At 54.7% G+C, this 22,946-nt stretch carries 22 protein-coding genes; 9 read left to right on the top strand and 13 right to left on the bottom strand.

Annotated elements, in window-relative coordinates; genetic code table 11:
- Positions 1-255: 255 nt before the first annotated feature.
- Complete coding sequence (locus GOX75_RS17435) at positions 256-1,428, top strand: adenylate/guanylate cyclase domain-containing protein (RefSeq protein ID WP_171125204.1); 1,173 nt, start codon at positions 256-258, stop codon at positions 1,426-1,428.
- A 44-nt stretch (positions 1,429-1,472) separates the two neighbouring features.
- Positions 1,473-2,240 (top strand): hypothetical protein, encoded by a 768-nt coding sequence (locus tag GOX75_RS17430; protein WP_371808191.1) that lies wholly within the window; start codon positions 1,473-1,475, stop codon positions 2,238-2,240.
- A gap of 37 nt (positions 2,241-2,277) precedes the next feature.
- Here the strand turns inward: GOX75_RS17430 and GOX75_RS17425 are convergent, their stop codons facing one another.
- The 5 genes from GOX75_RS17425 to GOX75_RS17405 all read right to left on the bottom strand — a co-directional run bounded on the left by GOX75_RS17425 (position 2,278) and on the right by GOX75_RS17405 (position 6,821).
- Positions 2,278-2,727, bottom strand: a complete 450-nt coding sequence (locus GOX75_RS17425; RefSeq protein WP_171123457.1) for a MarR family winged helix-turn-helix transcriptional regulator — start codon at positions 2,725-2,727, stop codon at positions 2,278-2,280.
- Positions 2,717-3,817 carry a nitroreductase family protein gene (locus GOX75_RS17420; RefSeq protein WP_171125202.1) on the bottom strand — a complete coding sequence of 367 codons (1,101 nt, stop codon included), beginning with the start codon at positions 3,815-3,817 and terminating at the stop codon, positions 2,717-2,719. The genes GOX75_RS17425 and GOX75_RS17420 overlap by 11 nt, the downstream gene beginning before the upstream one ends.
- A gap of 213 nt (positions 3,818-4,030) precedes the next feature.
- On the bottom strand, positions 4,031-4,708 hold the full coding sequence (locus GOX75_RS20625; protein ID WP_171123453.1) for a GntR family transcriptional regulator: 678 nt from the start codon (positions 4,706-4,708) through the stop codon (positions 4,031-4,033).
- Positions 4,705-5,736, bottom strand: coding sequence for a Gfo/Idh/MocA family protein (locus GOX75_RS17410; RefSeq protein ID WP_171125200.1), 1,032 nt, complete (start codon positions 5,734-5,736; stop codon positions 4,705-4,707). The genes GOX75_RS20625 and GOX75_RS17410 overlap by 4 nt, the downstream gene beginning before the upstream one ends.
- Positions 5,733-6,821 carry an isocitrate/isopropylmalate dehydrogenase family protein gene (locus tag GOX75_RS17405; RefSeq protein WP_171123449.1) on the bottom strand — a complete coding sequence of 363 codons (1,089 nt, stop codon included), beginning with the start codon at positions 6,819-6,821 and terminating at the stop codon, positions 5,733-5,735. The genes GOX75_RS17410 and GOX75_RS17405 overlap by 4 nt, the downstream gene beginning before the upstream one ends.
- Before the next feature lie 135 nt (positions 6,822-6,956).
- On the opposite strand from GOX75_RS17405, the gene GOX75_RS17400 reads away from it, so the two are divergent.
- The 7 genes from GOX75_RS17400 to otnC are packed head-to-tail and all read left to right on the top strand — an operon-like array spanning position 6,957 to position 13,280.
- Positions 6,957-7,964, top strand: a complete 1,008-nt coding sequence (locus GOX75_RS17400) for a tripartite tricarboxylate transporter substrate binding protein (RefSeq protein WP_170353706.1) — start codon at positions 6,957-6,959, stop codon at positions 7,962-7,964.
- Positions 7,965-8,021: 57 nt separating this feature from the next.
- A complete protein-coding gene (locus GOX75_RS17395; RefSeq protein ID WP_171125198.1) occupies positions 8,022-8,771 on the top strand; it encodes a hypothetical protein in 750 nt (249 codons plus the stop codon).
- 4 nt (positions 8,772-8,775) lie between these two features.
- A complete protein-coding gene (locus GOX75_RS17390) occupies positions 8,776-10,287 on the top strand; it encodes a tripartite tricarboxylate transporter permease (protein WP_171125196.1) in 1,512 nt (503 codons plus the stop codon).
- Positions 10,287-10,574 carry a putative quinol monooxygenase gene (locus GOX75_RS17385; protein WP_171125194.1) on the top strand — a complete coding sequence of 96 codons (288 nt, stop codon included), beginning with the start codon at positions 10,287-10,289 and terminating at the stop codon, positions 10,572-10,574. The genes GOX75_RS17390 and GOX75_RS17385 overlap by 1 nt, the downstream gene beginning before the upstream one ends.
- Positions 10,571-11,368 carry an N-acyl homoserine lactonase family protein gene (locus tag GOX75_RS17380; protein ID WP_171123441.1) on the top strand — a complete coding sequence of 266 codons (798 nt, stop codon included), beginning with the start codon at positions 10,571-10,573 and terminating at the stop codon, positions 11,366-11,368. The genes GOX75_RS17385 and GOX75_RS17380 overlap by 4 nt, the downstream gene beginning before the upstream one ends.
- Positions 11,365-12,642 (top strand): 3-oxo-tetronate kinase, encoded by a 1,278-nt coding sequence (gene otnK, locus GOX75_RS17375; protein WP_171125192.1) that lies wholly within the window; start codon positions 11,365-11,367, stop codon positions 12,640-12,642. The genes GOX75_RS17380 and otnK overlap by 4 nt, the downstream gene beginning before the upstream one ends.
- Positions 12,639-13,280 carry a 3-oxo-tetronate 4-phosphate decarboxylase gene (gene otnC, locus GOX75_RS17370; RefSeq protein WP_171125190.1) on the top strand — a complete coding sequence of 214 codons (642 nt, stop codon included), beginning with the start codon at positions 12,639-12,641 and terminating at the stop codon, positions 13,278-13,280. The genes otnK and otnC overlap by 4 nt, the downstream gene beginning before the upstream one ends.
- 139 nt (positions 13,281-13,419) lie before the next feature.
- On the opposite strand, the gene GOX75_RS20410 is transcribed toward otnC, so the two are convergent.
- The 8 genes from GOX75_RS20410 to GOX75_RS17335 form a co-directional block, all read right to left on the bottom strand.
- Positions 13,420-13,932 (bottom strand): hypothetical protein, encoded by a 513-nt coding sequence (locus GOX75_RS20410; protein WP_254428838.1) that lies wholly within the window; start codon positions 13,930-13,932, stop codon positions 13,420-13,422.
- Between the two features lie 8 nt (positions 13,933-13,940).
- Positions 13,941-14,384, bottom strand: a complete 444-nt coding sequence (locus GOX75_RS20405) for a DUF2793 domain-containing protein (RefSeq protein ID WP_371808190.1) — start codon at positions 14,382-14,384, stop codon at positions 13,941-13,943.
- 204 nt (positions 14,385-14,588) lie between these two features.
- Complete coding sequence (gene galU / locus GOX75_RS17360; RefSeq protein ID WP_171125188.1) at positions 14,589-15,482, bottom strand: UTP--glucose-1-phosphate uridylyltransferase GalU; 894 nt, start codon at positions 15,480-15,482, stop codon at positions 14,589-14,591.
- Positions 15,483-15,797: 315 nt separating this feature from the next.
- On the bottom strand, positions 15,798-17,603 hold the full coding sequence (locus tag GOX75_RS17355) for an ABC transporter ATP-binding protein (RefSeq protein ID WP_171125186.1): 1,806 nt from the start codon (positions 17,601-17,603) through the stop codon (positions 15,798-15,800).
- A 1-nt stretch (position 17,604) separates the two neighbouring features.
- The gene (locus GOX75_RS17350; protein WP_170389022.1) at positions 17,605-18,534 is read right to left on the bottom strand and encodes an ABC transporter permease subunit; all 930 of its coding nucleotides are present in this window, start codon (positions 18,532-18,534) and stop codon (positions 17,605-17,607) included.
- A 10-nt stretch (positions 18,535-18,544) separates the two neighbouring features.
- A complete protein-coding gene (oppB, locus tag GOX75_RS17345; RefSeq protein ID WP_171123432.1) occupies positions 18,545-19,468 on the bottom strand; it encodes an oligopeptide ABC transporter permease OppB in 924 nt (307 codons plus the stop codon).
- A gap of 66 nt (positions 19,469-19,534) precedes the next feature.
- A complete protein-coding gene (locus GOX75_RS17340) occupies positions 19,535-21,163 on the bottom strand; it encodes a peptide ABC transporter substrate-binding protein (RefSeq protein WP_171123430.1) in 1,629 nt (542 codons plus the stop codon).
- Positions 21,164-21,562: 399 nt separating this feature from the next.
- Positions 21,563-22,798 (bottom strand): lytic murein transglycosylase, encoded by a 1,236-nt coding sequence (locus GOX75_RS17335; RefSeq protein WP_254428836.1) that lies wholly within the window; start codon positions 22,796-22,798, stop codon positions 21,563-21,565.
- Positions 22,799-22,946 lie beyond the last annotated feature (148 nt).

The raw sequence follows: 22,946 nt of genomic DNA, 5'->3' as shown, positions 1-22,946 counted from the left end.
CAGGCTTCAAGGCTTCAGGTGCCATGTTGCGCGCTATTCCCGATGCGGATGCAATAACCTCATTTGGGGTTGTAGCCTTCGGGCACGATCATGAGGCCAGCGTAGATGTCAGCGAGATTGGTTTCTACTGAAGGTCGCCCGGGTGCAACGCTCCAATCTTCGTTGAACCAGCCAGATCAGGCGACTCAAAAAAGCATGCGACAATGCAAATCCAATAGCCTTTGCTCATCCTTTGCAAGCGACTAACTTGGGTACATGGAAGAAGTCACCCGACTAACCGAATGGATGATTACAGAAGGTCGTAGCTCCGGCGATCCTGTAAAAGTGGTGTCACACTTTTGTTCCTCCTTGGTCGAAGCCGGAGTTCCGCTGTGGCGAGTAAACATTGGCCAACGCTTTGCCAATCCATTGCTTATTGCTTGGGGCGTGGTTTGGACGCCCAACGGCACCGACAGCTACGATGTCACCCATGAGACGACGTTGACGGATGGTTATGTTGGGAGCTCATTTGAGTATATTCTGGCGAATAGAAAGCCGCTTCACAAAAGTCTTCAGCAACTGGACTCAGAAACAGAGCATTCATCCTATTTGGAGTTTGCAGAGCAAGGCGGCACCGACTACTACGCTACTTTGCTTTATTATGGTGATGGATCGCTGCATGGTTGCACGTTCATTACACAGGCGCCGGATGGATTCTCGACGGAACATCTAAGGCTGATTGAAGCGGTCTTACCGGCCCTTTCTTGCGCCTTGGAACCTGTGACGATGCGAAAATCGTCTAAAGGTCTACTTCGAACTTATTTAGGAGATGGGCCTTCCGAGGCAGTCTGGAGCGGAAACATCAAGCGCGGTGAGCGAACAACTCTGGATGCCGTGGTTATGTTCTCTGATCTGCGAGGTTTTACGGCATTTTCCGAAACCTCTACGGAAGAAGAAGTCTTCGACACGCTCAGCGACTATTTTGATCTGGTGGTCAACGCCGTGGAAGACCACGGTGGAGACGTCCTCAAGTTTATGGGTGATGGCATCCTGTCGATCTTCACTATCGAAGCTCAAAAAAACCATGCCGACCGTTGCAGAATGGCGGCTCTTGCAGCGCAGAGTGTGCTGAGTGGTTTGAACGCTCTCAACACTAGACGAGACGAGTTCCAAAAACCGCCCTTGGACATTGGAATTGGGATCAACGTTGGGCAGGTCAGCTACGGTAACATCGGCAGCCCCGGCAGGCTTGATTTTACGGTTTTGGGTGGTGCGGTGAACGTCGCAAGCCGAATTGAAAACTTAACAAAATCAATTGGTCAGAGAGTGTTGGCGACGTTAGCCGTTGCAAGTGCTTCACCGAACATGTTCGTTAGCTGTGGGGATCACGAAATACGTGGCCTTGCTCAGCCCATTGAGCTGTTCTTTCTCACTGAAGGGGCGCAATAATCAGGTATTTTTTTAAACAACATACCTTTCCGGGAGCATTCTGAGTGTTTGCAAGAACCATTGCCTTACTGATCTGCGCTGGGGCTTCTCCGTCCACGGCATTGGAGCTTCGCGAAACTGGGCGCTACGAGCTCAACCAACCGGCAAGCCTTGACTACGATCCAACGTTTTGTGGCTTGTGGATTGCCAACGAGGGGCCCGAGGCCATTCTCGTTACATTGCAAGGTGATGAGTTGCGCCGCATATCCAGCGATCTCTTCCGTATCAAGGCAATTGCTATCGAAGGAGATCACTTGTTGGTAGGCGACGGTCTTGGCAGCCTCCAACATGTCACGAAGGAAGGAGTCACTTTAGGAGCACCCTTTGAACTTGAAGGTGGATTTGCGGATACCGAAGGGATCGCGATCAATGCAAAGGGGCAGATCGTGACCGTAGAAGATGATCCGGAACGGTTGTCCTGGTTCACTTCAGAAGGCGTCCTTACGGCAAGGTTGGATACCATGAAGCTCTCTCCCCCCTTAAGCGAGGCACAGGGCATCGCAATTGACCCACGAACCGGTCACATGTTGATCGTTGATGACTGGGAAGGGTCAAACAGCCTGTATGAGTTCACGGCAGATGGCCAACTGCTCGCCCAGCAAAGCCTGTTGGAATTCGGAACTGACCCGGAAGGCATCGCCATTAGGCCGGGATCTAACCAACTGTTCGTGGCGTTCGACGGTGGCGCGAAGATTGTGACATTTGACTACACACCCACCTTGCCTGAAGGATCGCCGCCTCTGCCTCCGGGCGCGGATTGTATGATCTTTTGAGAATTTGGCTGCTTGCTTGGGGCGATGCAGGTTACGGCTAGTCGCGCTCGTTGTCTAGCGTTTCACGTATGAGCGTCAAATTGGGTAAAGACCTATGGAACGGTTCGGGCCCGAGTTCGGACAAAACTGGAGCCAGGGCTTCAGACATCCGTTCCATAGAAGCTTTCAAAAACTCCGCGCCTTGCGGCGTGGACCGGGCAATTTTCGAACGCTTGTCATCGGGGTTGGTTTCAAGGGTAATCAGGGCATGATTTTCTAGGCTCGCGAGCATGTGCGTCATCGACGTCTTGGGCACTTGAAAAGCGTTCGACAGCTGTAGTGGCGTTTCCCCCTCGGGGCGCCGGACCAGGTGGCCCAATATGCCAAACTGGGTAGCGGTCATTCTGCCAGGTAAGAACGCTTCAAGCTTGGTCGAGATCAGCTGGTTGATGATCCCGACCTCGGTGAAGAACCGGTAGACTTCGTTGGTCTCATCTTCAGGCTTCATTCAGAATTCGTGTCTCCAGAGGCCAACGGGGCGTGGCAATTGGTTCAGGCCCATACCCCAAACGCAACAACATTTGCACCGTGTGGCCTGGTGACGCAAGAAGCTCATGCGCAAGATCGTATTCATCGGCCATCTCGGGATATTCCTGAAGGGCCTGACTGACCGGATGCACGCCCAGACCCATTTCGGTTGTCTTCAGGTAGAAACGCATCAATTGACGTCCGGCTTCGAGTTGATCGCTTCGCGTGTTTGTAGCTGTCGTGAGGACTGCGTATTGCGCCGTCGCGTCTAGCATAGCGAAGTAGCCTCGCATGTGAGACTGAGTGCCTGGGTGGTCAACATTCATAAGGGTCTCATTGTCCAATAGGCCAGTAAGTCGCAGCGTTTCCAGCATGGGATCGCGTAACTCAATCCCGTCCGGGTTGGCGTTGATTTCTGCTTTCCCGATCCGCATGCGGTCGACGGATTCTTTCAGGGTCTGCGGCGTTCGCATTTCGATTTCAAATGCGCGTTTCGTGAGGTCTCGAACACGGGCCACTAGATCCTCATCGGAAATTAAAGTGGCATAGTTTTCAAGGACCGACACTTCCGTCTCGGACAGCCGCTGTTCAGTGTACGGTTCTTTGTTGGAATGCCGTTTGAGGATTTGATCTGATAGTGGATCGGGTGCTCCGCCAGAAACAAACACTGCTTCTGCGATTGGTCCGTCATCCCCATCAGGCAGTAACTTGACCTCGGTATCAAATCCCTGTGCACCTGCCGCCAGGACCATCGTCTCAACAAATGCGCCGAGGCCAATATAGAGCTGGCGGTGGTAAGGATCGGTTTCCGGAAGCTCGCGATCTGTATCACGGTGGATGCGCACCTTGTCTTGCCCAACCAACTCGACCAGCCAAGGTTGCAAGTTGTGCGGGTTAGGGGCGAGAATCGCGTAGGACAAAGCGGCTTTGCGGGGGTCGTCATATGGTTGTGGCGTCCACGGAGCCAGCGCGTCATGCGGTGTGCGTGTCGCTAGGAACCCAACCGCGCCCGTTGCCGCCAGTATTGTGCCTCCGCCTAGAATCTTGAGAAAACGTCTTCGATTTGGCATCTTGAGTCTCCAGTAGTACGATATCGAACTAATATAATCCGAAATCGTACTATTTCAACTCCATTGATGCAGTGGTTGGTTGAGTGACCTGAAAAAAGTAAATCAGAACAGCCGGCCTCTACGATAGACTGCCGTGTTAGACAGGTGTTCGGAGAGTCTTTTGTGCCTAAAAAAGCAGCTATTCTAGTTGATTAACGACCGGATGCGAGAAAATCAGAGGCTGTTAAGCCGATGCTTTTCGAGTATCCCGCAAAGCATAGCCTGTGCTTGCAGCCTGTGTTCTCGATGGCGTTCACGGGCGGCATCTGGACGACCTTCACTAATCGCTTGAAAAACAACCCGGTGATCTTCGTTGGATTTAACGGGCAGGGGCCTGATGAACAACGTCGTTGCACGCGCGCGGCGGACTTGGTCGCTCATCATGGCAACAATCGCTTCGACTCGTTGGTTGCCGCCCAACCGAACGAGCTCTTGATGAAACAACTCGTCTGCCTCTGCCCACGCTTCAAGGTCTTCGGCTTCGATGGCTTGGTCCATCTTCGCAATTGATCCAGCGAGTACCGCCAGTTCATCTTCTGAATAACCCGCTTCGGCAGCGCGCTGTGCCGCGAGACTCTCAAGTTCCGTAAGGATGTCGTAGATTTCACGCATATCATCTGATGAAACAGGCAGTATCCGAACGCCCTTTCGGGGTCGCATTTCCAGCAACCCCTTACTTTCCAACATCAGCGCAGCTTCCCGTATCGGGGTGCGGGACATGCCAAGGGTCTCGGCGAGTTCCGACTCCAGATGGTCAGTTCCGGCCGCAAGTTCGCCAGACAGGATCATCCGCCGCAAATCCCTAACAGCGCGTTGTGTATTGGAAAGAGTTTTTGCGTCCTGATCCTTCACGGTGTCTCCAGGTTGATTTTTCGTCCTTCCGCAGCTGAGAGGTAGATATTCTCTTCAATGCGGATCACATCCAAATAGTCTCGGGCCGTGTTTTCCAAAGGCGTGCCCAGTAGAAGGCCCGAAATGACGTGACTTTGCAAGGCGTGAACGCAGTCTCCTCCAAATCCATCATGATCGCTTGGAGGTAGAATCTGCTGTCTCTCCTGTTTTCCAAACGCGCGGAGGTCAACGGAACCGTCGCCGTAAAGAACTAGTGATCCTTCCGTTCCTTCGATGAGAGCTTCGCCCATGGTCTGACGCGGGTTTTTGGCGCTATGGTCAAGGCATCTGTTGCCATCGAACAGAGCTTTCAAACCTTTGGGGTGGTCAAACAGGATGTAACCTGCATCCTCGCCCGAGATAACGGGGTTAACTTGGCGCAAGTCCGCATAAACTGCGCTGGGCGCATCGAACAAAAATCGGAATGTGTCTACCCAGTGAACCGCTGTCTCATGAACTAGGAAACGTGGCATTTTTTGAAAGTACGGCTGCCGGTCCAGGTAGGCTCGCGGTCCCTGTCCGTCGCCGGGCCGAAGCCGGAAAGTCGCTTGTAGAGGTGTTCCAATTCGACCCTCGGTCATCGCCACCTTGATTGCACGATACCAAGGCTGAAAGCGAAAATTCTCATGTACGACAATGGTTGCACCTACCGCTTCAGCCTCTGAAACGATCTTCTCCGCTTCATCCAGAGACATGCAGAAAGGTTTTTGGCAGATCAGCCATTTTATGCCCGAATGCAGCGCAGTTCGAATGGCGTCGGCCTGCGCCACAGGTGGAAGAATGATGTCCACGAGATCTGGTTTTTCCGCCTCCAGCATTTTTGACAGATCATCGTAAGCGGCCAGTCCTGTTTTCTTCGCCTTGTTGATATCACGGTTGCAGGATGCAATCAGATCCGCTCTGGGCATTCGGGACCAACTTTCGTAGTGGAACCTACTGAAATACCCCGCACCCACACACGCGACCCTGATGGCTTGTTGAGTATTCATGCCCGCAATGCTTCCAATACCGATGAGGCTGCGTCCTGCGTTCCGGCGGTGCCACCTAGGTCACGCGTCAGGTTCTGTCCGTTCGCAGTCACCTTTTCCACGGCTTCACGCAACCGTTCGCCGTCGTTGGACAGGCCTGGGTGATCATGGGTCAACCCCAACCATTCAAGCATCATTGCTGCGGACAGGATCATCGCAAAGGGGTTGGCAATACCCTGTCCTGCAATGTCTGGAGCGGAACCATGGCAGGGTTGGAACACAGCGTGATTCAATCCGATATCCGCTGACGGAGCCAGTCCAAGACCGCCCATGAGACCTGCACCAAGGTCGGAGAGGATGTCTCCGAACATGTTCTCGGTCACCATGACATCGAACTCCCAAGGTTTTTGGACCATCCACAGTGCGGTGGCATCAACATAAGCATGGTCTGCCTGCAAATCGGGATGGTGGGCGGCTTCTGCATCAAACATCGATCTGAAGAATGCAAAGGCGCGGAATACATTGGCTTTGTCGACACATGTAACTCGACCCTGACCGCGCCCGGTTCTTTTGCGGTTCTGGGCGAGTTCAAACGCGAAACGGAACAGCTTTTCGGACACCTCACGAGTGATCAACAGAGTTTCACGTGCTTCGTCTTCGGTAACTTCGCCAGCGCCTTGGGTGAAGAACAGTCCTTCTGTGCTTTCGCGTATCAAGACAAAGTCGATCTCTTTTCCGGGAGGCAGCGCCAAGGGGGTCATTTGTCCACTGCTTACCTTTACTGGTCGTACACCAGCGAAAAGTCCCAGTTGCTTTCGCAGATCGATTTGCGGTGAAATCTCGGTTCCGTCAGGGTATCGAACATCTGGTAAGCCCATTGCAGACAGCAGAATCGCGTCAGCGTTGCTTGCAGTTTCGAGTGATCCAGCCGGAAACGATTCTCCAGTTTTGGCGTAGTGGCCTGCACCTGCCGGCGCGTCTGTAAACGCCAGTTCGTAGGTGCGGTTGCCGAGCGAGAGGTGGTGCAGAATTTCAAGCGTAGGGCCCATAATTTCAGGGCCGATCCCATCCCCGTGGAACACTGCGACATCGTAAGTCTTTTTCATTTTGGCCCGCTTCCTTCCCGTTTCGCATTAATAGCGCGATAGCAGCTTCCACTACAGTCCGTTGACAGCGCATTCTTTAATGTATACGCAAATAAATGCAATAATAAACGCAAAGTTGTTTGGGAGGACTTGGAAATGAAACGAAAACTAGGGCGGTTGGTGGCCGCGGCGGTGTTGGCGACCGGTATTACAGGGACGGCGTCTGCGCAGGATTACCCCTATCGTGATATCACCACAGCTGTGGTCTGGGGGGCCGGTGGCGGGACGGACACAATCAACCGTATGATCATGGCCGAGATGGAAAAACACCTTCCGGTTTCGATCAATGTGATCAATCAAACAGGTGGGGTCGCGGGCTCCAACGGCATGGTCTACGTCATGAACCAACCGGACGATGGCTACACATTGGTTGGTCTGTCAGAGTCTAACGTCACCGCTGCCGTGCAGGGTGGTTGGGATAAGAAATTTGATTTTTGGTATCCGTTCATCGTTGGCGGATCACCTGATCTGATCTCGGTTCCGGCAGACAGCCCTTACAATACTCTGGAAGAACTGGTCGACGCTGCGAAAGCTGCTCCTGGGACTATTCCGGCTGCGGCTTCCGGCGCAGGTTCGATCCACCACTTGAACCTTCTGGCCATCGAAAAAGGATCCGGTGCAGAATTCAAGTTTGTTCCATACAAAGGCTCAGCGCCAGGGCAGGAAGCAGCGATAGCAGGTGAAGTTGCGTTGGTTGTGACTTCTCTAGCTGAACAGGCCGCGTTGATCGAAGGCGGTCAACTTAAACCGCTTGCGATGTTGACGCCCGAAGATGCGCAGATTGCAGGGGCAACAGTGCCTTCTGCCTTTGGCATTTATGACGGTCTCGATCAGTATTTGCCGCTCAAGCAGGCCATCGGGTTTGCAGTTCACAGTTCAGCCGGGGACGACGTAAAGGCCGCGCTTGGTAATGCCTTCGAGCAAGCGATTGCCTCCGACACCGTCGCTGAATGGGCCACTGCAAACAATTATGATGTCGGTGGTCAACACGGCGAAGAAGCTCAAGAGCTGTTTGCGAACCTCGAAGCTACCTTTGCATATACCTTGCAAGATCTGGGCGCAGCGACCGTAGATCCGGCATCGCTGGGTATCGAGAAGCCATAATCCTATCACTTTTTCAAGGGCGCGCCTGATCGCGCCCTTTCTGACAAGAGGCAGGCAATGGACAAACCTGACGATACACTGATCATGCGGGCGCGCGATTTCTGGGCATCGATTGGTCTGATAGCAATTTCCACTTTTTTCCTTTGGAAGACGTCGGACATCCCGCTTTGGGGTGGAAACCGCGCAGGTGTAAATGGGTCTGATTGGTACAACTCGGCAGCAATTGTACCGCTGTTCATCTTCGGTGGATTGCTTGTCTTGTCCTTCGTGTTGCTGGCGATTTCGATCCGTTCAGGAGGAGCCCAACACGCGCTCAGTGCTTTAGGGGTCGGATGGGATAAGTCGGAAGCCTATCGAGCTTCAACCATAGGCCTGATTCTTCTTGCATATGTCGTCGGGCTGGTTCCCAGAGTGGACTTCATTCTGTGCTCTGGGTTGCTGATCACGGCTTTGACTTACGGTTACTACGGGGGTCATGCGCGGCGTGCTTTGGTGGCTTGTATAGCAGTTGTCGTCGCCGGTTTGTTTGCGTTCGCCGTGTTTCCTGCTCAGGCGGATTGGAATGCACACGCTGATGATTGGTTCACACTGGCCTTGTGGGTGGCGTTAACACTAGTGGTATTGACCAAAGCGGCTTCAGAGCGCGTTTTGCGGTTCGTTCCATTGGTGGCAATACTTGCCCCGCTCATCCTCGTTTGTGCGATGGCCTTTGTTTTCCGGCAGAACGTGCCCGCGCGCGGCGGGCTGATCTTCAAGCAAATCGAATACCACTACTACGTGACGCTTCGTCCGCTATGGAAAGACTGACCGGATGGACTTTATCCTTTCGCAACTGGCTGGGTTTGGGACCGCATTCGTGGGCCTGGCAGTAGACCCGCTGACCTATCTGTATCTGATCGCTTCCGTGTTCCTGGGCATCACGTTCGGCGCACTGCCCGGCCTTACGGCAACCCTGGCTGTGACGATCCTGACGGGTTTCTTCGGCAACAAAATCCCGCTCGACTATTCGCTCATCGCTTTGCTCGGGGCCTATGTCGGCGCGATTTACGGCGGCTCTTACCCGTCTATTTTGCTGAACATTCCGGGCACGGCAGCCAGCGCGGCGACGGCCATGGATGGCTACCCACTGGCCAAAGCGGGTCGAGGGGGCGAAGCACTAGGGCTGACCACGACGGCCAGCTTCATTGGCACAGTTATCGGGACCATCACGCTTTTGATTTTCGTGTGGGCTCTGCTCTTGGTTTCAAAGAACATCGCAAGCCCGGAGAAAGCATTGCTGGCCCTGTTCGGCATTCTGCTTTCTGGCACTTTAATGAGCGAAGACCTGGTGATTAAGGGATGGATCGCCGGTTTGATCGGGCTTGCGATGTCCATGGTGGGGCTCGACCCTCTGTTGTCTGAGCCGCGCTATACTTTCGGCTGGTCCTATCTGATGAGCGGGTTTCAGGTCGTCCCAGTTTTGATGGGGGCCTTTGCCATTCCCCAAATCATTGACGGTTTGAGGCACGTTGAGGCCGGGAAAGTTCTGGCCCTGAAAGGTCGCATCCTTCCGAACCTACGCTCCATCCTACGCTATCTACCGACCATTGGCCGGTCTGGGGTGATCGGGACCGGGGTAGGAGCGCTTCCTGGCGTGGGTGAAGATGTCGCCGGTTGGGTCAGCTACGGTGTCGGCAAGACCGTATCTGCCGAGGGCGACAAGTTTGGAAAAGGGTCATTGGAAGGTCTGCTGTGCTCTGAAACAGCAAATAACGCCTGCATTGGGGGGGCGCTGATCCCGCTTTTGGTTTTGGGCATTCCCGGTTCACCACCCGCCGCGGCTTTGATGGGGGCTTTCAAGATCAACAACGTGATCCCAGGTCCGACGATAGACCCCGAGATCATTCTGCGCGTGGTTGCAATTTTAGTGCTGGCCTCCCTGACAATGTTCTTAATGGGCCTGTTCACTGCTCGGGTCTTTATCAAAATACTCGCCATCCCGCAGACCATCTTCTTGCCCGTCGTTATGGTTCTGACAACCATCGGGTCTTTCAGCGTCGGCGGCGGCATCAATGATCTTTACCTGATGCTTGGCGTCGGCGCTGTTGCCTATTTCATGAGCCTCATGAAGTACCCAATCGCGCCGTTGGTGATAGGCGTTATTCTGGGCAGCCTGTTTGACGAAACCTTCCGTCGGTCGCTGTTCCTGTCGGATGGGGATCCTTCGGTCTTCTTTTCTCGGCCTGGTGCGGCCATTCTGCTGGTGCTCAACATTGGTCTGATCCTCAGCCAACTGCCCGTCGCGAAACGCGCGTTCTCACGCCTAAAAGGAATTTCAGTCTGATGTTTGCGGTTACTGTCACCTTCACTCTCAAGCCCGGTAACAGAGATATCTTCTTGCCGCTTATGGTCGAAAACGCTTCAACTTCTTTGCGTGAAGAAATCGGATGCCGGCAGTTTGACGTATGTCTCGGCGACGATCATGAGACAGTTTTTCTCTATGAGGTTTATGATGACAGCGTGGCGTTCTCTGCCCACCTAGAAAGCGCGCATTTTCAGTCCTTTGATACGGCAGTGGCTGATATGATCGCCACCAAGGTGGTTCAGCATTATTCCGAGGTTATCCGATGAACGATTGGGAAATTCACGCCGTGAAATACGCGGATCGCAACGCCCGGACGCGAGCTGATAGTTTCATCATCGATGATAATCACGATGCTCCCCATGCGATGGACTATTTCGTTTGGGTGCTCAAACGCGGCAACAAAGTCATTCTGGTCGATACTGGCTACGACTCCGATGAGGCCGCCGCTCGTGGTCGTCCCATCGCGATGGACCCTCGCGAAGCTCTGCGGCCACTAGGCATCGCGCCGGAAGCGGTGACTGAGGTCATCGTGACCCACCTTCATTATGACCACGCAGGGGGGCTGCATATGTTCCCTAACGCGAAGTTGCACATGCAGTCGGCGGAAATGGCCTTCGCTACAGGTCCCTGCATGTGCCACGATCACCTGCGTGCTCCTTTCACGGCTGACCATGTCTGCGAGGTCGTAAAGCGTCTCTATTCGGGCAAAGTCGTGTTCTACGACGGAGAAGCCGAGATTGCAGATGGGGTCACGGTGCACTGCATCGGTGGGCATTCGCGCGGGTTGCAATGCGTTCGCGTAAGAACGGCAGCCGGGTGGATGGTACTCGCCTCTGATGCCTCGCATTATTATGAGAATTTCATGGCGCGCAAAGCTTTTCCTATCGTCGTCGATTTGCAAGACATGATGGACGGCTTCAAGACACTCGAGAGGTTGGCCTCGCGTCCTAGGCTTATCGTGCCCGGCCATGATCCACTTGTGCGTGAGGTATTTCCCGTAGGCGCGGCACCGCATATCCATAGGCTGGATCCAGGGCCGACGCGGGACATTGAACTATGAAAATCGGTGTCATAGCGGACGACTTCACTGGTGCGAGCGACATTGCGAACACCTTGGCGAAGGGCGTTGAGCCAGAAGGTGGGTTACGAACGGCTCAGTTCCCGGGTATTCCGATGACCCCGGCCAGCGAAGAGATCGAAGCGGGTGTGATCTCGCTCAAGAGCCGCACGGCACCGGTCGAGGAAGCGGTTGCAGACAGTCTGAGTGCCTTGAGGTGGCTCGTGGACCAAGGATGCCAGCAGTTCATCTTCAAATATTGCTCGACATTCGATTCCACGATGGAAGGAAATATCGCCCCCGTTGCGGAAGCGCTGGCCAACGAACTGGGCGCGCAAAAAGTGATTTTCTGCCCGGCCTTTCCTACAACGGGACGCACGGTCTATCACGGTCATCTTTTTGTGCTCGGCAGGCTGTTGAACGAGTCCGGGATGGAAAATCACCCCCTTACTCCGATGACGGATGCCAACATTAGGCGTTGGTTGCAGCATCAGACCGAAGAAGCGGTTGGGTCGGTGCCAGTTGACACCGTGAAGCAGGGACCAGAGGCGATTTCTGATGCATTGCGGAACGCAGACGGGCGCTTTGTGATCGGTGATGCGATTTCGGATGAAGATTTGTTGGCCTGGGGCGAAGCTCTAAAGGATGCCAAGCTCATTACTGGGGGATCGGGTATAGCGCTGGGTCTACCAAGAAACTTCCTGAGAGAGGCTTCATCCAAAAGTGTTGGCATTGCGTTCACTGGTATCGCAGGGCCCGCCGCTATCCTTGCAGGGTCTTGTTCAGGTGCGACACGCGGGCAGATCGATGTTCATGCGGAATCCAATCCGACGTTCGTCATTGATGTTCCAGGTGTCATGTCCGGGGATGTAACCACGCAAACGCTTCTGGATTTCTTTGAAACGCATCCGGGTCAGGCGCCGCTCGCGTATTCATCAGGAAGCCCGGATGATGTGCGCGCGATCCAAAACAAATTCGGTCAGGACGCTGTGGCGGAAAAGCTGGACAATCTCTTTGCGGATACAGCACGAGAACTTGTTCAGAAGAGCTACAAGCGATTGGTGGTGGCGGGAGGAGAGACGTCGGGAGCTGTCGCCAAGGCTGTCTCTGAGGCACTGGGGTCTCTGGCCATGTCAATTGGTCCAGAGATCGACCCGGGCGTACCTGTCCTGAGCGTCGGAAAAACTGAACCCATTGCGCTGGCTCTAAAATCTGGAAACTTTGGCGCTCCGGACTTTTTCGCGAAGGCTCTCAGAATGATGGAGGCCGGCAAATGAGTCCTGAAGAAAAGGCATTACGACAGCAAATGTCGGAGCTGTGTGCCTCACTGTTTGCACGTGGCTTTTCCGTTGGCACTGCGGGCAATGTCTCCGCGCGTTTACATGACGGGATCCTCATGACGCCAACAAATTCCACCTTGGGCGATATCGACCCCGAGCGCATCGCCAAGATTGATTTGGATGGCAACCACGTCTCGGGAGACAAGCCGACCAAGGAAGTCTTTCTGCATCAAGCTTTCTATGAGACAAGACCAGAAGCGGGCGCCGTGGTTCATCTGCATTCGACCTGGGCCACCGCACTGTCGTGTCTGGAAGACACCGATCCAGACGACTGTATTCCACCGCTTACGCCATACGTGGTGATGCGCGTCGGCAGGGTCAAACTGGTTCCATACGTCAAGCCGGGTGATCCGAAATCAGGTGATCTGATCCGTAAACTGGGCGGCAAATTTAGTGCTGTTCTGTTGGCCAATCACGGACCAGTCGTATCGGGAAAGGACCTCTTCTCGGCGGTCTGTGCAGCAGAAGAGTTAGAAGAAACAGCCAAGCTGCTCGTGGCATTGCGGGACATGCCAACCCGGATGTTGGATGCAGCACAAGTCGCAGAACTCAAAAAGACTTTCGGAAGGATGTAATTCGACACCGAAATGGGGGCGTGCAAACTTTTGGGCAAATCGTGCAAAATTGTGCGCAAATACGGCGCAAAGTTATGGGCAAGCACACTTGAAATTGATGAACGAAATCAATAGCAGGAGCGCAGCGTTATGAGCGCACCTACAGGGTGGTGGTGCTGCCACTACCGCTGATAACTGGAGTGGAGCCCGCTGCAAATGCAATCGGAAACGACCAGACGTCGGTCCCGTTGGCAAACAGAGAACCGTCTGACGCTGTGCAGGAAGTCGGGTTCAGTGTCGCGGTGCAGATTTGCGTGCCGTCTGCAAACCGAAAATAGTCCCCGTCAGGTGTTGTTCCGCGTTCAATGACCGCTCCGGTCGGTACGTCGCCATTTGAAGATACTGTGCCCAACAGGTTGCCGGGGCCGTAGCCGAAGTCTGCGCGCATCAGGCGACCCGGCGTTGTATCATCTGAACTGTTTTGAACGGCTGCACCGCTTGCAATGGCAGAGGCCGGGTCAAAGCTGAGTGCGTCGGTCCAGTTGCTTCCGTCTGGTGAGACCTTGATGGAAAATCCTGTGCTGCCGGACAGCCCCATTTCTGCGTGCCCTGTCCAATTCGATTGAAACAGCAAAGATGCAGTTTCGGCCGCGTTGGCCTTGTTGATCTTCAACTGATGACCTAGCCCATCATGGCTGAGCAACGACGCGGCAGACCGAACGGCAGCCGGTTTGTCTCGTCATATGTCGCGGAAATACCAATCCCTTTCAGGTTTTGGGTTGCAATAGGGGCATCCACCCAATCTGACCCGTCCCAGACGATCAGCCGGGATTGGCTTTCATCCCATGCGCGCCATCCTGATACGGGGCTTACGAAATGCCACGCATTGTCCAGCCACGCGGCCAGTTTGCCAGCTTGCCCTGCCCAGTCACCCGTAGGCGCCGCCCCCAGAGCGTGAACTTCTCGCTGATCCGGTGCGGGCGGAGGATTGATTGCGCCTGCCGAGGCGACGCTCAACTGTACGATGACGTCCAGTTTCCTGAGTGCTTCATTATGCGTGACGTGTTTCTGCGCTTGCGACTGTTGAATAAATGGCAAGTCCAGTCGGGGTGAGTTTTGTGACACGGGGTCCTCCTGTGGCTGTCGAAATGACATACGCAATGCGGGCCACAGTGAGTGCAGAGATGTGAATCCTTCCCGACTTGCACGAACGCATCAGAAAAGAATCGTTAATTCTTGGGGATTGGACCCGGTCGGCACGGGGCAGGTTTCAGTTTCTGCCACCAGCCCGGCGCTTGGACATAGGTAACCGTGTACGTTAGGCGGCCGTTACTGAGCCGCCTTGTCCGAAGAGATCACTTCGTGAATGTATTCACGCAGGTCGTCACGCAGATCTTCGCGAGACAGTGCATATGCGACCGTTGCCTGCAGGAAGCCGGACTTTGAGCCGCAGTCAAAACGCTGACCTTCGAACTTGTAGCCAAAAACCGGAACACCGTTTCCGATATCTTCGGCGATCGCATCGGTAAGCTGGATTTCGCCACCGCTGCCTTTTTTCTTCTGGTTCAGGTTATACAGAACCGATGGTCCCAGGATATAGCGCCCGATCACGGCCAGGTTGGACGGCGCGTCCTCTGGTTTGGGTTTTTCCACCATGCCCCGGGTGCGCACGACGGATCCGATATTCTCACCAACATCCAGCACACCATAAGATTGGGTTTTTTCATGCGGAACTTCCATGGCCGCAACCATATTGCCGCCGGTTTCTTGGTAGGCTTCGACCATCTGCTGCAAACAGGGCTTGTCGGCGGCGATCACGTCGTCTGGCAGCATAACGGCAAAAGGCTCGTCCCCGATCAGGCGGCGCGCGCACCACACGGCGTGCCCAAGACCCAGCGCCTTGTGCTGGCGGATATAGGCAATCGCTCCGCTTTCCATGTTGGTGGCATTGAGTGTTTCAAGAAGGTCTGTCTTGCCTTTGGCCTTTAGTTCTTGCTCAAGGATGTGGTTGTGGTCGAAATAGTCTTCTAGCGCGGATTTTCCCCGCGAAGTTACGAAAATAAACTCGGTGATACCGGCCGCACGCGCCTCGTCGATCGCATATTGAACCAGTGGCCGGTCGACCAGCGTCATGATCTCTTTGGGGACGGATTTAGTTGCTGGCAAAAAGCGTGTACCCAGACCCGCAACTGGAAAAATCGCCTTGGTGACCTTGCGTGCCATGTTACCTCTCAAGTTAAAAAAAATTTGCCCGAAAATCGCTTTGCTCTCGTGGCTTCGTCTTAGGCTGTGCGCGCAGAATGATCAACGCCGTTTGATGCAGGATGCTGCGTCATGGGAAATGGTGCCATCACGAAGATTGGGAGTCAAAATGAACTGCGGCAACATGCAGCGGGAAAGCTGAGTATTTATGCCAAAAAGGAAACAATAATATCAAATAGTGGAATATTGTTTGCCTACTATCTGATTGATTTGTTCAATCCCTAGGCGGAATTGAAAAACGCCCGAAGCCTGTAGACAGGTGTCGGGCGTCTTTGCTTACGCGTTGGCCATGATTGCCTCAAGTGGATCGTGTTCGGCCACGAAATGATCGGGCTTCACCTCGTTTAATTGAGGCACATAGTCTGTCTGCCCTGCAGACAAACGGCTGGGCAGGAACCTCAACGCCGCTTTCGGATCCATTGGTGAAGGAAGTTCACCCGGCAGTTTAAGCCTCTGGCGGCTACGCTCGACATCCGGGTCCGGGATTGGCACCGCCGAGATCAAGGACTTGGTGTACGGGTGAATAGGTTCGGAACAAATGGCCTCACCATCACCCAATTCGACGATCCGGCCGAGATACAGAACCATGATCCGGTTTGATACGGCACGAACCACGGACAAGTCGTGGCTGATGAAGATCATCGACAGGCCAAACTCCTGCTGGAGTTCGCGCAACAATTCGACAATCTGGGCCTGAATCGAAACGTCCAGCGCGGATACGGCCTCATCACAAATGATCAGCTTGGGCTTGTTGATCATCGCCCGCGCGATACCGACCCTTTGGTTTTGGCCGCCGGATAGTTCATGCGGATAGCGGTTGATCATGTTTGCTTTCAGGCCAACCCTCTCCATCATCTCGGCAACCATCTTCTTACGCTCCCGCTCTGTCAGGTCGGGGCGATAGGTCTTAAGTGGTTCAGCGATCGAAGCTGAGATTGTCATTCTGGGATCCAGACTGGCCAGCGGGTCTTGGAACACGATCTGCAAATCCTTGCGGTATTTGTTCAGTTCCGCCCGCTTTAGTCCAACGATGGGATGACCCAGCCAACTGACATTACCGCCGCTGGGTTCTATAAGCTGTAGTACGGCGCGCGCCAATGTCGACTTGCCGCAGCCCGACTCACCTACGACTCCCAAGGTTTCGCCCTTGCGGATGTCGAAGGTCACACCATCAACGGCTTTCAAAGGTACCTTGCGTCCGAACAGGCCGCCAGAGACATGGATTGGGAAGTGCACCTTGACGTCATCGACCTTAAGCAAAGGTTCTTCGGTTTTACCAAGCGCCTTGGGTGCGTCCCCAGCATCAATGCGCGGCATCGCTTCCAGCAGGGTACGTGTGTATTCGTGCTGCGGTGCGCGAAAGATTTCACGCGTGTCGCCAGCTTCGACAAACTGTCCCAGACGCATCACCTGAATACGGTCGCACATACGCGCAACAACACCCATATCATGCGTGATCAGGGCGATGGCCGTGCCTTCGTCCTTCTGCAGGCGGACCATCAGGTCCAAAATGTCCGCCTGAACCGTTACATCCAGTGCCGTTGTCGGTTCATCCGCGATCAGCAGTTTGGGACTACACAGCATCGACATTGCGATCATGACACGCTGACGCATGCCGCCCGACAGTTCATGCGGGTATTGGTCCAGACGTCGCTTTGCCTCGGGGATGCGAACACGATCCAGCCATTCAAGACACCGGGCACGGGCTGCGTTTCCTTGCAAGCCTTCGTGAACCTGTAGCACTTCGCGCATTTGCTGGCCGATCCGCAAATGCGGAGTCAATGCGGTCAGCGGATCCTGAAAGATCATGCCAACGTCGTCGCCCCGAATCTGGTTCAGCTTGTTCACGGGCAGGTTCAGGATTTCCTTGCCATTCAGCAAAGCCGACCCGCTGGCGCGCCCGGCCGGAGGCAGCAGCCCCATCGCAGCCATAAACGTCTGGCTTTTACCCGATCCGCTTTCGCCAACGATGCCCAAACACTCGCCTGGATTGATGTCAAAGCTGATGCCCTTGACGGCTTCGACAACACCATCCGGTGTATCGAATTGCACGCTCAGGTCCTTTACAGAAAACAGACTCATATCAGCGATCCTTCGGGTCCAAGGCGTCACGCAGGCCATCGCCGATGAAGAACATCGTGATGATGATGGCGACGTAGAATGTCAGGGGGAACATCAATTGCCAGAGGGTTCCATAGCCCATAGTACCAGCACCCTCGGCGATCAGACGGCCGAGTGAGGTATAGGGTTCCGAAATTCCCAAACCCAGGAACGAGATAAAGCTTTCGGTCAGGATCATCTCGGGCACCAGCAACGAGGCGTAGACAATCACAACACCCAACAGGTTCGGCAGGATGTGGCGATACATGATGGTGAACTCACTAACGCCAGCGGCGCGTGCGGCCTCAATGAATTCGCGGTTTTTCAGGGTTAGTGTCTGCCCGCGAACGATCCGCGCCATTGTCAACCACCCCACCGCGCCTAGGGCGATGAACAGCATAAAGAACGACCGGCCCGCCACAACCAGAAGCAGGATGATGACAAGCGTGGCCGGGATCGCCAGCAAGATGTCAACGAAGCGCATCATGATGCCGTCGGTGCGGCCACCGATATACCCAGCCGCAATCCCATAGCAGGTTCCTACGATCAGCGCGGTCGCGGCCCCGATCAGCCCCACCAAAAGCGATGTGGTGGTCGCCTGAATGACACGGCTGTACAGGTCGCGCCCCAGATCATCGACGCCAAAGAAATGCCCGGTCTCGACCGAAGGCATCCCCATGCCCCGGACGTCACCCATGACATTCCAGTCGATTTCTTCGTTGTTCCACACAGCAAAATAAGGCCCGATAAGAGTGAACAGAACGATCAGACCCAGAATGAACAGACTGGCCATTGCAGCCTTGTTCCGGACAAACCGCATACGCGCGTCCTGCCAGAGCGAGCGGCCCTGAATGACCGTATAGTCGGTGATATCCTCGGCCAGATGCGCGGCTTTTTGTGATTTTCCAAGCATTGCCGGCCCCTCAGTAACGAATTTTCGGATCGAACCAGGCATAGGCCAGGTCGGTCAGCAGGTTCACCAGCACGGTCAGAACGCCATACAGGATCGTGACGCCCAGAAGCACGGCATAGTCTCGTGATAGGGCGGACCCCACATAGGCTTGTCCCAACCCACCGGTTGAAAAGTAGATGTCGACAAAGACCGAACCGGTCAGAACGTAAACAAAAACTGGCCCAAGATAGGATACGACCGGTAGAAGCGTGGGTTTCAGAGCGTGCCGCCAAATGACGGTTCTTGTCGGCAAGCCCTTGGCGCGCGCGGTGCGGATAAAGTTCGAGTTCAGAACTTCCAGCATCGAAGACCGGGTGATCCGGGCGATCGACCCCATGTAAGAGGTCGCCAGAGCGATCACCGGCATGATCAGGTAAGGCCATTGCCCGCCGTTCCATCCGCCCCCGGGCAACCAACCCAGCCAAAGGGTGAATGTCAGTATCAGGATCGGCCCCATGATGAAGTTCGGCAGCGCCTGTGCCGCTATCCCCAGACCAACTGCGAAATAGTCGATCCAACTGTTGTGTTTGATCGCAGCAGCGATCCCAAGGCTGACACCCACGGACGTCGCGACAAGGAAAGACAGCGAGCCATAGGTCAACGAAATCGGAAAGCCCTGAGCGATGATGTCATTCACGTCGCGGTCCTTGAACTTGAAGGACGGGCCGAAATCGAAATGTACGACGATGTTGTACAGATAGTCCCAAAGCTGTTTCCACAATGGCTGGTCCAGCCCGTACCGCGCCTCGATATTGGCCAGAACCGCCGGCGGCAGTGGCCGCTCTGACGTGAAGGGTCCACCGGGTGCGAAGTGCATCAAAAAGAAACTTGCAACGATCAGCAATAGGATCGTTGGGACGGCGATCAGCAACCGCCGGACGATATAGGCAAGCATTTCATGCCCCCAATTATTGGCTTTGCCCCAAAGAACTCTCCGGGGCAAAGCGTGATCAACAGATGATTATTCAGCGATTTTGTAGAGGTTCTTGGAGTACCAGTTCTGCTCTACGTTATTGACCGGCCAGTTCCCGACGTCGCTGTCCATCATGTAGACGCCAGCATAGTGATAGATCGGGATTACAGGGGTCTCTTGTGCGATGATCCGCTCGACCTCGGTATACAGAGGCGCGGCATCGTCCGACGTTTTGGCTTGGGCCAAAAGCTCGTCAACTTTGGCATTGTTATACTTGCCGTCGTTGTAGCCAGAGTCCGATTGCAGCAGGTCCAGGAAGGTTGAGGCTTCGTTATAGTCGCCACACCAAGCGCCACGGGCCAGATCGAAGTTCTGGTTGCCGCGCTCTTCCAGGAAGATCTTCCATTCCATGTTGGCGAGTTCGGCGTTTACACCCAGCTTCTGCTTCCACATCTGGCTCAGCGCCACCGCGACCTTCTTATGAGCTTCCGAGGTGTTGTAGACCATCTCAAAGCTCAGTGGATTGTCAGGACCGTAACCTGCGGCAGCCAGCAATTCCTTGGCCAATTCGTCGCGTTCCTGCTGAGACATCGAGGCCATTTCTACTTCGGGAACCGTGAACCCGGCGGTCGCCTCAGGGGCAAAGGTGTAAGCCTGCGGCTGGCCACCTGCCATGATGTTTTCCGTGATGATCTTGCGATCTACCGCCAGCGACAGCGCTTGGCGGACATTCGGGTCTTTGAACGCTTCGGGGCCGCCGTCGGATAGGTTGAACGTGTAGTAATAGTTGCACAGGCGCGGGAAGCTGATGGCCTCTTCCGGGTGCTCTTTCTGCAGGCGTGGGAACTGACCTGCGGGAACCTCGGTGCGGTCCAGTTCACCAGCCAGATAACGGGTCAGGGCGACGTTTTCGTCGTTGATGACCAATGCGACAACCTTGTCGACGATGGTGTTGTCGTTGTCCCAGTACATCTCGTTACGCTCACGAACCGAGCGTTCTTGCGGCAGGTGTTCGGTCAGAACATAAGCCCCGTTCGAGACGATGTTTTCAGGCTTGGTCCACGCGTCGCCAAACTCTTCGATGACTTTCTGCGGGGCAGGGAAGGTCGTGGAATGCGTGGTCATCTGCGCGAAATAAGGCAGAGGGGCGCTCAGTTTGACCTCAAGCGTGTGGTCGTCAATGGCGGTGACGCCCAGCTCATCCACAGGTTTATCGCCTGCAATGATTTCAGCCGCGTTTTCAATCGACATCAGTTCCATGAACCAGGCGTAGGGCGACGACAGCGCTGGATCGACGGCGCGTTTCCATGCGAAGACAAAGTCGCCAGCGGTTACCGGGTCGCCGTTGGACCACTTGGCGTCATCGCGAAGGGTAAACGTATAGACGTCTTTGGTATCGTTGGTGGTGAATTCGGTGGCGACGCCAGGAACCAGATTACCGTCTTCGTCCTGGTTCATCAGCCCTTCAAACAGGTCGCGCACAATCTCGGCACCCGATACGTCCTCGACGACCTGCGGGTCGACCGAGCTGTGTTCGTCCAGAATACGATAGGTGAATGTCTGATCATCCGCCAATGCTTCGCCGGTTTCAGGGTGCGTTCCGGCGGCCAGTGCCGCGCCGGTGATCATGGTCGAGGTCAGCAGCCCCGCCAGCGTTGTCCGAATATGTTTGTTCATATTTTTACTCCCGTTTTTTGGCGGCATTGTTGGCCATCCCAACAAGATGGCAGAGAGCCGCCTTGTTTGTCCGACTGCGAAAGCATGTGGTACAAGTCCGAAAATTGCTGAATTGGTTCGCAAAATGGGCTGCGCCGCAGTCTTTCGGTTTTCAGTCGGGAACGTGGTTGCAAAAGTCGCCTTTCACTGAAGCCGACGTTGGCATTATTTAAAAAAAGGTTAAAGCCTCTGCCCGCAAATTAGGCAGTTGTATGCGAATTGTGAAGGAAACGGCGTGGCGCCGGAAATATTATGATGAAACTAGATGCGTTCTTAACATTTTCGTGAACGGTGGCAGCGCAGGGTGACGCTTGACGCAGCGTAAGCCTTTTAGCAAACAGCCTCTCAAATCGCGAATCGCTAACGGCTTAGGGTTGTTTTCATATGTGCAGCAGGGAAACAGGTGGGCACCTGACCGGTCGCTTCCTGCCAGCGCCCGATCGAACGACGGGTTTTGAATCCCGCAAGGCCGTCCGCACCGCCAACGTCATGCCCCTTATGTTCAAGGGCGCGCTGCATAGCTGCGATGTCCGAACGATAGAGATCACCCACTTTGCCCCACTGACCATGGAAGTTGCCGACACCGTATTCAATCCGGTCCCCGACATGGCCGACGAAAAGGGCATAAAGATCGCTTTTGTTGTATTCCTTCAGAACATAGAAATTCGGCGTCACCAGAAAGGCCGGGCCACTTCGTCCTGCGGGCATCATCAGGAATCCTTCGTCAGAAAGCTCATGTTGCGGGAAAGGTTTGCCCGAAACTCTGGAAACCCCCATCTCTGCCCAGTCCTGTATTGGGCGTCCCTGATCCGGCCCTTCAAGGGCGCAGGATATGGACTTTGGCACAGAAACCTCGAATCCCCAGTCGCGACCGGACACCCAGCCATGTTGCGCCAGATAGTTCGCAATAGATGCCATCGTATCCTCGGGCGATGTCCAAATATCGGATCGTCCGTCGCCATTGCCGTCCGCCGCAAAGGTCAAAAAGCTTGACGGCATGAACTGTGGTTGCCCCAGCGCACCGGCCCAACTGCTTTTCATTTCACCCGGCGGCGCATGCCCTACTTCGGCGATTTGCAATGCCGAGATGAGCTCGCCCGCGAAGTATTCTGACCTGGTACTCATGAACCCCTTTGTTCCTAGCACTTCAAAGACATTGTGCCGGATCGGGACCTGACCATATCCGCTTTCCCGCCCCCAGATGGCCAGAATGATGTGTGATGGAACGCCGGTTCTGACCTCAATCTGGGCGAGGGTTGTCGAGTGGCGCTGTGCCATCTTTCGGCCAACGGATGTTGCGCCCTGCACCGTGTTGGCCTTGAAATACCGTGCAGGTGAGCCGAATTCGGCCTGTTTCTGCTGTTTAGGTACTTTTTGTGTCCCACCCGGAGGGACCAGATCCGGCAGTTTCCAATTAAGAGTGACGCCGTTAAAGGCGCGCTCCATTGTGCGTCGGGAAACACCTTTGGCTTTGGCTTGCGGCCAAACGGTTTCCCATAACCACGTCTGGAATTGCTGCTCGACCGCTCCGCGGTCCAGTGCGGTTGCGTTTGTAGGAAGACACCAGAGGCCAAATATCACGATAAGCCAACGCATGTGCATAAGGTGTCGCCCGAGGATTGCGGCAAGTCAACACTGACGTCTGACGGCAATTGTCTGCGCGTAATTCCGCGGTTGATCATACCGGGTGCAGGACAATCCCCGGTTACGAAAAACCTTGAGAAAACTCGGAAGTCTGCCGATA

The sequence above is a fragment of the Ruegeria sp. HKCCD7251 genome (assembly GCF_013031165.1).
In the GTDB taxonomy this organism is placed as follows: Bacteria; Pseudomonadota; Alphaproteobacteria; order Rhodobacterales; family Rhodobacteraceae; genus Ruegeria.
This window is presented reverse-complemented; position numbering and strand designations above follow the sequence as displayed.